This window comes from Pseudomonas sp. SDO524_S393 (genome assembly GCF_054071875.1).
This window is the reverse complement of record NZ_JBSVVZ010000107.1, coordinates 1-13561: the sequence shown is the minus strand read 5'-3', so window position 1 is coordinate 13561 and position 13561 is coordinate 1. Positions and strand designations below refer to the sequence as shown.

The window sequence follows — 13561 nt, the reverse complement described above, 5'->3', positions numbered from 1 at the left end:
TGTTTCTGTCAAACCGAGGTGATGCCATCGCAGGCAAGCCAGCTCCCACAGAGATATTCATTATGCTCAGGTAAGCTGTTCGGCGACGGATTCCGGGATGTCGGCATTGGAATACACGTTCTGCACGTCATCCAGGTCTTCGAGCATATCCAGCATCTTCAACACTTTCTGCGCACCATCCAGGTCCAGTTCGGCACTGGTGGTCGGCAGCATCACGATTTCTGCGTCGGTGCCTTTGAAACCGGCGGTTTCCAGGGCGTTGCGCACAGCATAGAAACCGGCAAACGAGGTGAACACGTCAATGGAGCCGTCTTCGTTGGTCACCACGTCGTCGGCGTCCGCCTCCATCGCCGCTTCCATCAGCGCGTCTTCGTCCACGCCCGGCGCGAAAGATATCTGCCCCTTGCGCTCGAACAGGTAAGCCACCGAGCCGTCCGTGCCGAGGTTGCCGCCGCACTTGCTGAACGCATGGCGCACAGCGGCTGCGGTGCGGTTACGGTTGTCGGTCATGCATTCGACCATCACCGCCACGCCACCCGGGCCGTAGCCTTCGTAGCTCAGTTCGACCATATCGTCGGTGTCGGCCGCACCGGCGCCACGGGCCACGGCGCGGTCGATGATGTCGCGGCTCATGTTGGCGCCCAGCGCCTTGTCCAGCGCCAGGCGCAGACGCGGGTTGGAACCCGGGTCACCGCCACCCTGGCGGGCCGCGACGGTCAGTTCGCGAATCCACTTGGTGAAGATCTTGCCTTTCTTGGCATCCTGACGCTCTTTGCGGTGCTTGATGTTCGCCCACTTGGAATGGCCAGCCATTACACAACTCCGAATTCTCTAGAAACCTTGATGATCCCGCCGTGCGGGATTTACCCCTTGTAACGCAAAGGCGCATCCGAAGATGCGCCTTTTAGACTGCGTAAACCTCAATGCGCTTTCACGCAGCGGCCTTACTCAGCCTTCGGCGTCTCGCGCAGACGAATGTGTAGCTCGCGCAGCGCCTTGGCATCCACCACACCCGGAGCCTGGGTCATCACGTCCGCAGCACTCTGGGTTTTCGGGAACGCGATCACTTCACGGATCGACTGGGCGCCGGTCATCAGCATCACCAGACGGTCCAGGCCAAAGGCCAGGCCACCGTGGGGCGGTGCACCGTACTTCAGCGCGTCGAGCAGGAAGCCGAATTTCTCTTCCTGTTCCGCTTCGTTGATGCCCAACAGGCGGAACACCGCTTGTTGCATCTCCTTGCGGTGGATACGGATCGAACCGCCGCCCAGCTCGGTGCCGTTGAGCACCATGTCGTAGGCACGGGACAGCGCGCCCGCCGGGTTGGCTTCCAGCTCCGCTGGCGAGCACTTCGGCGCGGTGAACGGGTGGTGCAAGGCGCTGAAGCTGCCGTCGTCGTTCTCTTCGAACATCGGGAAGTCAACGACCCACATCGGGGCCCATTCGCAGGTCAGCAGGTTCAGGTCGTGACCCAGCTTGATGCGCAGCGCGCCCAGGGCTTCGCTGACGATCTTGGCCTTGTCGGCACCGAAGAACACGATGTCGCCGTCGACGGCACCCACACGATCCAGGATCACGTTCAGGTTGGCTTCGGGGATGTTCTTGACGATTGGCGACTGCAGGCCATCCACGCCATTGGCACGCTCATTGACCTTGATGTACGCCAGGCCCTTGGCACCGTAGATGCCGACGAACTTGGTGTAATCGTCAATTTGTTTACGAGGCATGCTCGCGCCACCTGGCACGCGCAAGGCGGCAATGCGGCATTTAGGGTCGTTGGCCGGGCCGCTGAACACCTTGAAGTCGACTTCTTTCAACTGGTCGGCCACGTCCACCAGTTCCAGCGGGTTGCGCAGGTCCGGCTTGTCGGAACCATAGCGACGCATGGCTTCTTCGAAGGTCATGTGCGGGAATTCACCGAATTCCAGACCCAGCACTTCCTTGAACAGGTTGCGGATCATTTTTTCGGTCAGGCCCATGATCTCTTTTTCATCGAGGAAGCTGGTCTCGATGTCGATCTGGGTGAATTCCGGCTGACGGTCGGCGCGCAAGTCTTCGTCGCGGAAGCACTTGGCGATCTGGTAGTAGCGGTCGAAGCCGGCCACCATCAACAGTTGCTTGAACAGTTGCGGCGATTGCGGCAACGCGAAGAACGAACCTGCGTGGGTACGGCTCGGCACCAGGTAGTCACGCGCACCTTCTGGCGTAGCGCGGGTCAGGATCGGCGTTTCGACGTCCAGGAAGCCGTTTTCGTCGAGGAAGCGGCGGATGCTGGTGGTCATGCGCGAGCGCAGGCGCAGTTTCTCGGCCATTTCCGGACGACGCAGGTCCAGGAAGCGGTAGCGCAGGCGGGTTTCTTCGCCCACGTCGGAGTATTCGTTGAGCGGGAACGGCGGGGTTTCCGCTTCGTTCAACACTTCCAGCTCGTAACCCAGCACTTCGATGCCGCCGGAAGCCATGTTTTTGTTCACGGCACCGGCCGGACGCAGGCGAACCTTGCCGGTGATCTTCACGACGTACTCGCTGCGCACGCGGTCGGCGGCGGCGAAGCTTTCGGCGCGATCCGGGTCGAACACCACCTGAGCCAGACCATCACGATCACGGATATCGAGGAAGATCACCCCGCCGTGGTCGCGGCGACGGTGAACCCATCCGCAAAGGGTGATTTCCTGACCTTCCAGGGTCTCGTTCAATTGGCCGCAATAGTGGCTGCGCATCATGGTAGTGGTTTCACTTCTCGTAATTCGAAATTCGGTGGAGGCCCGCCTCGTCACCGTACATTAAAGCAGGGGACGGATAATGCAGGAGCCTGCGCGTAGAGTTCAACTCAGTCTGCTTTGTCGCCGCCCGCCAGGTTCTTCTTCGAACCCGTCTTGAAATCGGTCTCGTACCAGCCGCTGCCGCTCAGGCGAAATCCCGGCATGGACAACATCTTCTTGAGCTCCGGTGCCTGGCAAGCCGGGCAATCGACCAGCGGCGCGTCGCTGATCTTCTGAATGGCTTCCAGTTGATGACCACAGGAAGCGCATTGATAGTCGTACATGGGCATGGCGGTGTCTCGGCGATCTGATCGTTACCGCGCTGCGCCCGCCTTGCAGATAAAGCCCGGCATGCGCAGCAAAGCGCGGGATTATATCTGGTAAATCGAGGCAGCGCAGCCGGCTTTCTGTCCCGAGCCCTGCCCCGCCGGATCAACAGACAAGTCCCGAGGAGGACCGAATTACCCGGGGTCGCACGCCGCCACACAGCCTTTGAGCAAGTGCGCCACACACACAACCCTGACCAACCCGCTGAAGTTCTTCACACCGCCATAGCGCAAATGCACTTCCCGGTCGACGTAAGACAGCAACGCACTGACCGAACAGGCATTGAGCCTGGCGATTTCCCCAAGAATATTCCAGTACACCTGCTCCAGTCGCAGGCAGGTGGAAAACCCGTTGAGCCTGACCGACCGGGACAATGGCCTGGCCAGCCCCATGTCGAACCCCTTTGCAAAGGGGTCGACCCTTATCTTATGAAAGCCACCGGCTTCCATCACTCCATTACCCACTCCACGTGACATATACCTGACACTCCATTGCCAAACGGCAACCCCCGGGCTAGTCCCAAGGATTGATGGCTCAATGAAACATCAGGAACACAGAGGCAACCAGAAGACGCGGAGTCGATGATCGTAGGACAAGCCAACGGGCATGTCGGGAAGCGCGGGCAGCGACCCCGCCCGGGGGTGCCGCCCTTGACTCGGTTTACGGGTTTTCGAGCAACGAGCGCAGCATCCACGCGGTTTTCTCGTGAACCTGCATACGCTGGGTCAGCAAGTCGGCCGTCGGCTCATCGCTGACCTTGTCGAGCAACGGGAAAATGCCGCGAGCGGTACGCGTCACCGCCTCCTGACCATCGACCAGTTGCTTGATCATCTCTTGTGCACTCGGCACACCCTCTTCTTCCTTGATGGAAGAAAGGCGTGCATAGATGGAATAGGCGCCCGGCGCCGGGAAGCCCAGGGCACGAATACGCTCGGCAATCGAATCCACTGCCAGCGCGAGTTCGTTGTACTGCTCCTCGAACATCAGGTGCAGCGTACGAAACATGGGGCCCGTGACGTTCCAATGGAAGTTGTGGGTCTTCAGGTACAGTACATAGGTATCGGAAAGCAGCCGTGAAAGCCCATCGACGATGGATTTACGGTCTTCTTCACTGATACCGATATCGATTGCCATGTTTATCCCCTTCAATTGTCCAGCATTCATTGATCAGGTGCCGTTCCACTCTAGCAAGAGTGCCGACCCTGTGCAGCCCGGGGCAACCGGCCGAGGTGCGGCAAATCGCCCCGCTGTGGCACGCCTGCCTGCGGTGTGCATGGCTTGTGCCCTGCCAGGAAAAATCCCACACAGCCGCTCAAAAAGCCTGCACCTGTCTAGGACAAGCGTTTGACGCAGAAATGCCGCAAGCCCTGTAACACCCGGAAATGCTTGATTTGAGTAGGCACAGCCTTTGCTGTTAAATAGGCGGCGTGTCGTCGCCGTTCATTTATGCGGCAGGCGACATAGGCTGATACCCGCGCACGTGCCCAACGCCTTCCATTGTTCTGAAGCGAACCGTGCCAATCAGCTCTTCCTTGTGATCCGTCTTAACGTGAGTTAATCAAAATGTTGAAAATCGTCCACCTAGTAACGGGCGTTGCAGCGTTGCTGCTGTCCTTTATACCGAGCCTGCAAGAGGGAAGTCCTCCCTACCTGGAACAACACGACGCTCTGTACCTGGCCTTGTTCGGCCTTCTCAACCTGACGCTGGCACCCGCGATTCCTTACTGGAGCAAAGGTACGCGCCATCAACTGCAAAACCTGGTCAGTGCGCTGCTGGTACTGACCGTTGTCGTACAAACCCTCACCCTTCTGGCGCCCATGCCTGAAGTAGGCGGCCACCCGGCCATCCTGCTCAGCCTGGTCATTGCTGCGGTCGCTCTGGTTCTTCACCTGGCCATCAGCTTCTACCGTTCGTCCCCTGCGGCCGCGTCGCAAAACTACGACATGTCCAACCGGGATACCGGGACCGTCAAGTGGTTCAACACATCCAAAGGCTTCGGCTTTATTTCCCGGGATTCGGGCGACGACATCTTCGTCCACTTCCGGGCCATTCGCGGCGAAGGCCATCGTGTCCTGGTGGAAGGCCAGCGCGTGGAGTTCTCCGTGATGAATCGCGACAAAGGCCTGCAGGCCGAAGACGTGATCGCTGCACTGCCGCGTCGCTGATCCCGGCGTTCGCCGCATGAAAAAAACCGCGATCCAGCCTGGCTGGATCGCGGTTTTTTTATGCTTCCTGTCAATGACAGGCTGATCAGTAGTGCGGCGGCGGTGCTTCCTCTTCGGACGTCTCGAACTGCCCGCCCATCTCTTCCTGGCGCTTGAGCAGTGCCGTCATCTGCAATTGCAGGCGCTCGACCGCGCGCTGCTGGGTGACCAGGATGTCATTGAGGGTCTCGATGGTGTCGTCCTGAAAAGCCAGGCGGCTCTCCAGGTCCATCACGCGATCTTGCAAATCCATAATTCCGTCCCGCCACTCAGGCCTGGGTAAAGATGAAGTCGGCGGGCAACAGCTCGCGCAGGCGCGCCCGGATAGCCGACACCTGATCGTCGGTATAAGGCTGCGCAGGATGCTTGCCCCAGACCGGTGCCGGCCAGGCGACGTCATCGCGTTTGCGCACAATGACGTGCACATGCAACTGACTGACCACGTTACCCAGCGCGCCGATGTTCATTTTATCGGCGCCCAGGCCTTCATTCAGCCGTTGGGCCAAGGCCGTCGTTTCCTGCCACAGCCGCTGCTGGTCAGCGACATCCAGTTGAAACACTTCACTGATACCGTCGATGCGCGGCACCAGGATGAACCAGGGGTAATTTGAATCATTGGACAGCAGCAGGCGGCACAAGGGGAAATCCCCGATAGCCACTGTGTCTTGTTGAAGGCGTTGGTCTAAAGCGAACACCGCGGGCACTCCGTTCGGCAGGTCAGGTTCAGGGCACAGCATACCTGCGAATGGCAGCCGCTTCACGCCGACGGCCAGGCACTCGCGTCAGCACAGGACAAAAAATACGCACCATTTCGAGACAACGGGATATTTCGACTACGCTCAATGACCAATCCTCCGGTCAATCGCCAGCTACAAAATGAAAGCCCGAGGTAAAAGCCGCCATACAGACGCCTTAGCGAATGAGGCATTGGGCCATCATGGGACGACTTGGCCGCCGGCGTAGATGCACCAAAATGACCCATGCCTGTGTAAAAGGGATCCACGAAGTACCCACTGACAGGGTGAACCGGTAACGTTTTCCCCAGGTTCAGGATTTATGAACAACTGGACAGACAAAGATTACAGACGTGAAGGCCAAACCAATCGGCGTAAAAACCCCGTGCTTATGCGGTTTTCACGAAGCGCAGACGTTTTTCACGAAAAATGACATTCGGTTACCGGTTTGTGCACGCTTGTTGCATTCATCCCTTTATCGTCGGTAACGGCACCTGGAGGGAAGCAGGTGATTCGCGATGACAACACCCTTGTTTCAATGCACTTCATGGAAGCGTTACAACTTTGAAAGTATGTCCTGCGGCACGCTTTTAACGGTTTAAATACAGTATTGAAGTTGTCAGTCCCGTTACATCCGGACTGTAAGATTGCGACATGGACCTAGCCATTCACGACAGGCTCGTAAAGAAGCTGAAAGGATAGATAGGCAAGTATCGCCAATATTGTCAGCGTGAGATAAGTTTGCGCCGACACAAAAAGAAAGAGCCGCCCAGACAAAAATACAGGTGGGACGGCAGTACTCTTCCTAAAACCAAAGGAGCAAATCACGATGCGCGTGATGAAGTGGAGCATGATCGCCCTGGCTGTTTCAGCAGGCACCTCGCAGTTCGCAATGGCGTCCGCCCAGGACGATTCCAAGGGCTTTGTTGAAGACAGCACTTTCAGCATCAACACTCGCCTCCTGAACTTTGGCCGCGACTTCCGTAACAATGACACCGGCAAGAGCCGCGTCAACGAAACCGGCCTGGGCTTCAACGGCCTGTTCCAATCCGGCTACACCCAGGGCACCATCGGGGTCGGTGTTGACGTGATCGGCCTGCTGGGCGTGAAACTGGACAGCGGCAAAGGTCGCTCCGGCACCGGCCTGTTCCCTACCGGCTCCGACGGTCGCTCGCAAGACGACTACTCCAAAGGCGGCGGCGCGGTTAAATTCCGTATCTCCAATACCGTCCTGAAAGTCGGCGACCAGTACACCACCGCACCGGTATTCGCCTCCGATGACAGCCGTTTGCTGCCAGAGCTGCCACAGGGTATCTCCCTGACCAGCAGCGAGATCAAGGACCTGAAACTGGAAGCCGGTCACTTCACTTCCAGCCGGGCACAAGCGCAAACCTTCCGTGACAGCCTGGGCCTGACCAAAACCGACTTTATCGGTGGCGTATACGCTCTGACGCCAGAAGTCAGCGCCAGCCTGTACTACGCAAAAACCGAAGACTACTTCAAGAAAACCTACGCCAACCTGAACTGGACCCACGCCATGGGCTCGGATCAGTCCCTGGCGGTGGACTTCAACATCTACAACACCAAAAGCGACGGTCTTGGCCTGCAACGCGCAGAAAAAGACGGCACCACCAAACTGGACAACCGTGCCTACAGCCTGCAAGGCGCGTACACCATCCAGGCTCACACCTTTACCCTGGCCTACCAGAAGGTTAGCGGTGACGGTGACTACGGCTACGGCGTAGACGGCGGCGGCACCATTTTCCTGGCCAACTCCATCGCCCGTTCCGACTTCAACGCTGAAGACGAGAAATCGTTCCAGGCTCGCTACGACCTGAACATGGCCACTTTCGGCATCCCAGGCCTGAGCTTCATGACTCGCTACGTGAAAGGTACCGGCGCGAACACCGCCGAAACTTCGAACGGCAAAGAGTGGGAACGCGACATCGAAGCCAAATACGTGATCCAGAGCGGCCCGGCAAAAGACCTGAGCCTGCGCGTACGTCAAGCGACCTATCGTTCGTCTGACGGCGTGTACTACGGTTCGGCGTCGATCGACGAACTGCGTCTGATCGCGCAATACCCGCTGAACATCTTGTAATCGATAGTTTGATTGCAACGATGACTTGAGGCTTCGGCCTCAAACAAAAAAGCCGCCCCTTTGTTGGCAAAGGGGCGGCTTTTTTATTGGTATCTGTCTGCGGCCAGATAAATAGCAAGCAAACTATCTAGATAAATTGTTTGTATCGAACCTGACCTGAAGGCCAAGTTCGATAACATTATCTTCGATTACTTTGCGACAGGATCTTGCATCACTCGAATAACGCGTTGTGGAAACGGAATATCAATACCCGCCTCTTTCAAACGATCACGCGCCAATTCATTCAACATAAACACCACATCCCAGTAATCGGATGTCTTGGTCCAGCACCGCAGCGAAACCGTAATAGAGCTGTCGCCCAGGGTCGAGACCACTGCCACCGCGGCCGGGTCGGCCAATACCCGGGGGTCCTTGGCCAGTTCCAGCAACACCCCGCGGGCTTTCTGCAAATCGGCCTCGTAGTCCACGCCTACGTCGAACACCACTTTGCGGGTCGGCTGACGGTTGGTGTTGGTGATGATGCCGTTGGACAGGCTGCCGTTGGGGATGATCACGGTCTTGTTGTCACCGGTACGCAGCACGGTGTGGAAGATCTGGATGCTGTCGACAGTGCCCGAAGTGCCTTGTGCCTCGATCCAGTCACCAATGCGGAACGGACGGAACAGCAGAATCAGCACGCCACCGGCGAAGTTCGCCAGGCTGCCTTGCAGCGCCAGGCCGATGGCCAGGGTCGCAGCACCGATCGCGGCGACGAACGAAGTCGTCGCCACGCCGATCATCGAGGCGACGTTGACCACCAGCATGACTTTGAGCGCGATATTGGCCAGGCTGGTGATGAAGTGTTGCAGCGCCAGGTCTGCGCTACGTAGCGCCAGCAGACGCCCTACGCGGTGAGTCAGAATGTTGATCAGCCACCAGCCGATAGCCAGGGTGATCATCGCCAGCAATACCCGGCTGCCGTATTCCATGATCATCGGGATCCAGGACTGCGAGGTCTTGATCAAGTGATCCACTTCAGCGTTCAAATCCATCTACCTTCTCCTGTCTAGCGGATGTGCGGCATTTTTGAATGCCCATTAACGCCATTGAGCCCCTTAGGGCTCAATGGTGGGCGCAGGTTCTGGGGCGTGGGACGTCAAAAACGCCCGCAGGTTCCCCAGCGTGCCATCAGTCGCGAAAGTTATTGAACTGCAGCGGCATGCCGAATGAGTGAGCGCGCAGGGCCGCGATCGCTTCCTGCAAGTCGTCACGCTTCTTGCCGGTCACCCGAACCTGTTCGCCCTGGATAGAGGCCTGAACCTTGAGTTTGGCATCCTTGATGTGAGCGACGATTTTCTTCGCCAACTCCTTGTCGATGCCTTCCTTGAGGACCGCTTCCTGCTTCATCACCTTGCCCGACGCGAAGGAATCCTTGACTTCAAGGCACTGCACATCGATCTTGCGCTTGACCAGGGCCAGCTTGAGGATTTCGATCATCGCTTCCAGCTGGAAGTCGGCTTCAGCGGTCAGGTTGACGGTCAGTTCCTTGTCCTTGAATTCGAAACTGCCCTTGCCTTTCAAGTCATAGCGACGGTCCAGTTCCTTGACGGCGTTCTCGACGGCGTTGGTGACTTCGTGTTTGTCCAGTTCGGATACCACGTCGAACGAAGGCATGTCATTTCTCCAATATAAGGGGCGGGCTCAGTAGAGATGGAGCGCGCCCGAGCTAAAATGCCGGGGCATTATAGCGGTTCTTTCGCCCCGTTCACCGTGAGCGACCCTACGGAGCACAAACACATGTCGACCCCCTGGCACATTCTTGGCGCTGGCAGCCTTGGCACCCTCTGGGCCACACGGCTGGCCCGCGCCGGTTTGCCGGTGAGGCTGGTCCTGCGCAATCAAGCGCGCCTGGCCAGCTACCAGGCGGCGAACGGGTTGACCCTGGTGGAACACGGCGTTGCCCATACCTACCCGATCAGCGGCGAAACGTGCGACACCCCTGGGCCGATTCATCGGCTGCTGGTAGCCTGCAAAGCCTACGACGCCCAGGCGGCCATCGCTCAGTTGCACCATCGGCTGGCGCCCGACGCTGAACTGATCCTGCTGCAAAATGGCCTCGGCAGCCAGGATGCGGTGGCTGCGCAGTTGCCCCAGGCCCGTTGTGTGTTTGCCTCGAGTACCGAGGGTGCCTTTCGCGACGGCGACTGGCGTGTGGTGTTTGCCGGGCATGGCTACACCTGGCTGGGTGACGCCAGCCACCCCACTCCACCGCTATGGCTTGACGACCTGGACGCGGCCGGTATCCCCCACGAGTGGAGCACCAACATTCTTACGCGCCTGTGGCGCAAGCTGGCGCTCAACTGCGCGATCAACCCGCTGACGGTGCTTTACCAGTGCCGCAACGGCGGTTTGCAGGACCATCAGTGTGAAGTTGCCACCCTGTGCGCCGAATTGACCGAACTGCTGGAATGCTGCGGTCAACCTGCCGCTGCGCTGGACCTGCACAGCGAAGTGGAACGGGTGATCCAGGCCACCGCCGCCAACTATTCTTCCATGTATCAGGACGTGGCGAGTGCCCGACGTACCGAAATCAGCTACCTGTTGGGGTACGCCTGCCAGGCCGCTGCACGTCATCAACTGATTTTGCCGCACCTGCAACAGGTCCAGGCGCGGCTGGTCGAGCACTTGCACGCACGCGGATTGCCCAGCGACTGAGGCACGCGCTACCCTGACTGAATGTCTATTACCTGCGAAAACCCTGATGCCACTGCGCCAGCGTCTTGAAAACCTACCGGTCGGGCAAAAACTGCTGGCCGCCTTGCTGGTATTGCTGACCACTGTACTGCTGGTGGCCAACCTCACATTTATCAGCGCCGCTTACTGGATCTCCCAGGAAAGCATGGCCCCCCAGGCGTTGCAGGCCATTGGCCGTCTGGTGTCCAACCCCGCCCTGGCCGCCGAGGCACTCCAGTCGCCGGACAAGGCCGACGCCCTGCTCAACGAGCTGACCAGCTACTCACCCTTGCGCGCCGCCGCGCTGTACGACGGCGAAGGCAATCGCCTGGCGCAGATGCAACACGGCGACCGCCTGCACCTGCCGGACAACTACCGGCATATCGAGGCGTGGCGCGTTACCGAGTTTCGCAGCAATCAAGTCATCACCTTGCCGCGAGCGGGCCAAGCCTCCGGGCATTTGCTGCTGGTGGCCAGCAGCGAACTGCCGGTGGCGTTTTATACAGGTACCCTCACCGCAAGCCTGGGCATCCTGATTTTCAGTGTGCTGCTGTGGCTGATCATCGCCCGCCAGATCAAACGCCTGATCACCCGACCGATCCACGAGCTGGAAGAGCTGTCGCGCCAGGTAACGCGGGAAGAGAACTACGCCCTGCGGGCGAGCCGTGGCAACCACGACGAAATCGGCAGCCTGGCCGAAGCGTTCAACACCATGCTGTCGCGCATCGAAGCCCGTGAACAACAACTCAAACGCGCGCGGGACGACTCCCAGGCCGCCTACGACCAGGCCCAGGGCCTGGCCGAAGAAACCCGCCACACCAACCGCAAGCTGGAACTGGAAGTCCAGGTGCGCAGCAAGATCGAGAAAAAACTCACCGGGTTTCAGAATTACCTGAACAGCATTATCGACTCGATGCCCTCGGCGCTGATCGCACTGGATGAACAACTCTACGTGACGCAGTGGAATCAGGAAGCCAGCGCACTGTCCGGCACACGACTGGATGAAGCGCTGAACCAACCGATCTACCTCGCCTTCGAACCGCTCAAGCCTTATCTGCCGCAGATCCGCGCCACCGTGGAGCAGCACACCGTAGAGCGGATCGAGCGGGTCACCTGGATCAAGGACGACGAACCCAAACACTATGCCCTGACCTTCTACCCCCTGACAGGCGGTGCCGGGCGCGGGGTGGTGATCCGTATCGACGACATCACCCAGCGCCTGTCCCTGGAAGAAATGATGGTGCAATCGGAGAAGATGCTCTCCGTTGGCGGCCTGGCTGCCGGCATGGCCCATGAAATCAACAACCCGCTGGGTGCGATCCTGCATAACGTGCAGAACATCCGCCGCCGCTTGTCCCCCGACCTGCCGAAGAATCTGGAACACGCCGAACAGACGGGCGTGGAACTGGAGACCGTCAACCGCTACCTGCAAAGCCGCGAAGTACCGCAGTTGCTGGACGGCATCCAGCAGGCCGGTGCGCGGGCGGCGAAGATCGTCACCCATATGCTCAGCTTCAGTCGCCGCAGCAACCGCCAGATGGCGCCCTGCGACTTGCCGGCATTGATCGATCAGGCCGTGGAAATCGCCGGCAACGACTTTGACCTGACCATCGGTTTCGACTTCAAGGGCCAGGCGATTGTCCGCCAGTTCGACCCCCAACTCGGCCCGGTTCCCGGCACCGCCAACGAACTGGAACAAGTGCTGCTCAACCTGTTGAAAAACGCCGCTCAGGCCATTCACCTGCGCGAAGACGACCACGAGCCGGGCCGCATTATTTTGCGCACCCGACTGAACCCGCCATGGGCCGAAATCCAGGTGGAAGACAACGGCATCGGCATGAGCGAAAACGTGCGCAAGCGCACCTTCGAACCGTTCTTCACCACCAAGGAAATCGGCCAGGGCACCGGGCTTGGGCTGTCGGTGTCGTATTTCATCATCACCAATAACCACAAAGGCCAGATGGAAGTGCATTCCACCCCTGGCCAGGGCACCTGTTTCACCCTGCGCCTGCCCTTGGCCGGCAGCCAACTGCCGCCCGCCGAACTGACCCCACTGGAGCACTGATCATGGGCTTTCGCCTGTCGAAGATTTACACCCGCACTGGCGACAAAGGCGAAACCGGCCTGGGTGATGGCCGTCGCGTCCCCAAGGATCACCCACGGGTCGAAGCGATTGGCGAAGTCGATACGCTGAACAGTCAGCTCGGGCTGCTGTTGGCCAATCTGGAAGAACAGAGCGGCAAGCACCCGGAACTAAAGGACGTGGTCGAAGTGCTTACGCCTTGCCAGCATCGTTTGTTCGATCTGGGCGGCGAACTGGCGATGCCGGTGTACAAAGCGTTGAACGCGGCGGAAGTGGATAGGCTGGAAGCGGCGATTGACCGCTGGAACGAGGAAGTGGGGCCGCTGGAGAATTTCATTCTGCCCGGTGGCTCGGCGTTGATCGCCCAGGCCCACGTGTGTCGCAGCCTCGCACGCAGTGCGGAGCGACGGTGTCAGCAGTTGAACGCGGTGGAGCCATTGGAAGGGGTGGGGTTGGCGTATATCAATCGACTATCGGATTTGCTGTTTGTGGCAGCCCGGGTCATTGCCAAGCGCCAAGGTGTGGCCGAGGTGTTGTGGCAGGCGGCCGCCAAGCCCCATTGATAATTTGGTGGTGACTGATTTGGGCTCATCGCAGGCAAGCCAGCTCCCACACTTGAATGTATTCACAAATCAAATGT

At 59.0% G+C, this 13561-nt stretch carries 14 protein-coding genes; 5 read left to right on the top strand and 9 right to left on the bottom strand.

Annotated elements, in window-relative coordinates; translation table 11 throughout:
• Positions 1–66: 66 nt before the first annotated feature.
• The 5 genes from ACW9IB_RS28165 to ACW9IB_RS28145 form a co-directional block, all read right to left on the bottom strand.
• Positions 67–813, bottom strand: coding sequence for a YebC/PmpR family DNA-binding transcriptional regulator (locus tag ACW9IB_RS28165; protein WP_457416547.1), 747 nt, complete (start codon positions 811–813; stop codon positions 67–69).
• Between the two features lie 131 nt (positions 814–944).
• Entirely contained in the window at positions 945–2720 is a 1776-nt protein-coding gene (gene aspS, locus ACW9IB_RS28160; RefSeq protein ID WP_457367136.1) for an aspartate--tRNA ligase, read from the bottom strand.
• Positions 2721–2827: 107 nt separating this feature from the next.
• Positions 2828–3049, bottom strand: coding sequence for an FmdB family zinc ribbon protein (locus ACW9IB_RS28155; RefSeq protein ID WP_060539757.1), 222 nt, complete (start codon positions 3047–3049; stop codon positions 2828–2830).
• A gap of 171 nt (positions 3050–3220) precedes the next feature.
• Complete coding sequence (locus ACW9IB_RS28150) at positions 3221–3562, bottom strand: ribbon-helix-helix domain-containing protein (protein WP_457367134.1); 342 nt, start codon at positions 3560–3562, stop codon at positions 3221–3223.
• A gap of 184 nt (positions 3563–3746) precedes the next feature.
• The gene (locus ACW9IB_RS28145) at positions 3747–4220 is read right to left on the bottom strand and encodes a Dps family protein (protein WP_457416545.1); all 474 of its coding nucleotides are present in this window, start codon (positions 4218–4220) and stop codon (positions 3747–3749) included.
• A 429-nt stretch (positions 4221–4649) separates the two neighbouring features.
• Here ACW9IB_RS28145 and ACW9IB_RS28140 point away from each other — a divergent pair, with 429 nt between their 5' ends.
• Complete coding sequence (locus tag ACW9IB_RS28140; protein WP_457416543.1) at positions 4650–5252, top strand: cold shock domain-containing protein membrane protein; 603 nt, start codon at positions 4650–4652, stop codon at positions 5250–5252.
• 85 nt (positions 5253–5337) lie between these two features.
• Here the strand turns inward: ACW9IB_RS28140 and ACW9IB_RS28135 are convergent, their stop codons facing one another.
• Both ACW9IB_RS28135 and ACW9IB_RS28130 read right to left on the bottom strand, forming a co-directional pair.
• Positions 5338–5544 (bottom strand): SlyX family protein, encoded by a 207-nt coding sequence (locus tag ACW9IB_RS28135; protein WP_457367131.1) that lies wholly within the window; start codon positions 5542–5544, stop codon positions 5338–5340.
• A gap of 16 nt (positions 5545–5560) precedes the next feature.
• Positions 5561–5986, bottom strand: a complete 426-nt coding sequence (locus ACW9IB_RS28130; protein ID WP_457367130.1) for an HIT domain-containing protein — start codon at positions 5984–5986, stop codon at positions 5561–5563.
• An 868-nt stretch (positions 5987–6854) separates the two neighbouring features.
• Here ACW9IB_RS28130 and ACW9IB_RS28125 point away from each other — a divergent pair.
• Positions 6855–8126 carry an OprD family porin gene (locus ACW9IB_RS28125; protein ID WP_457367129.1) on the top strand — a complete coding sequence of 424 codons (1272 nt, stop codon included), beginning with the start codon at positions 6855–6857 and terminating at the stop codon, positions 8124–8126.
• Positions 8127–8314: 188 nt separating this feature from the next.
• Here ACW9IB_RS28125 and ACW9IB_RS28120 read toward each other — a convergent pair whose 3' ends face one another.
• Together ACW9IB_RS28120 and ACW9IB_RS28115 are read right to left on the bottom strand one after the other, a co-directional pair.
• Positions 8315–9157, bottom strand: coding sequence for a mechanosensitive ion channel family protein (locus tag ACW9IB_RS28120; RefSeq protein WP_457367128.1), 843 nt, complete (start codon positions 9155–9157; stop codon positions 8315–8317).
• Between the two features lie 136 nt (positions 9158–9293).
• Positions 9294–9779 (bottom strand): YajQ family cyclic di-GMP-binding protein, encoded by a 486-nt coding sequence (locus ACW9IB_RS28115; RefSeq protein ID WP_457367127.1) that lies wholly within the window; start codon positions 9777–9779, stop codon positions 9294–9296.
• 123 nt (positions 9780–9902) lie between these two features.
• On the opposite strand from ACW9IB_RS28115, the gene ACW9IB_RS28110 reads away from it, so the two are divergent.
• From ACW9IB_RS28110 to ACW9IB_RS28100, 3 genes are read left to right on the top strand one after another with little or no spacing between them, the layout of a single operon-like run.
• Positions 9903–10820: a putative 2-dehydropantoate 2-reductase gene (locus ACW9IB_RS28110; RefSeq protein ID WP_457416541.1), complete on the top strand. Its 918-nt coding sequence runs from the start codon at positions 9903–9905 to the stop codon at positions 10818–10820.
• Positions 10821–10866: 46 nt separating this feature from the next.
• Positions 10867–12903, top strand: coding sequence for an ATP-binding protein (locus ACW9IB_RS28105; protein WP_457416539.1), 2037 nt, complete (start codon positions 10867–10869; stop codon positions 12901–12903).
• A 2-nt stretch (positions 12904–12905) separates the two neighbouring features.
• A complete protein-coding gene (locus tag ACW9IB_RS28100) occupies positions 12906–13484 on the top strand; it encodes a cob(I)yrinic acid a,c-diamide adenosyltransferase (protein ID WP_457416537.1) in 579 nt (192 codons plus the stop codon).
• Positions 13485–13561 lie beyond the last annotated feature (77 nt).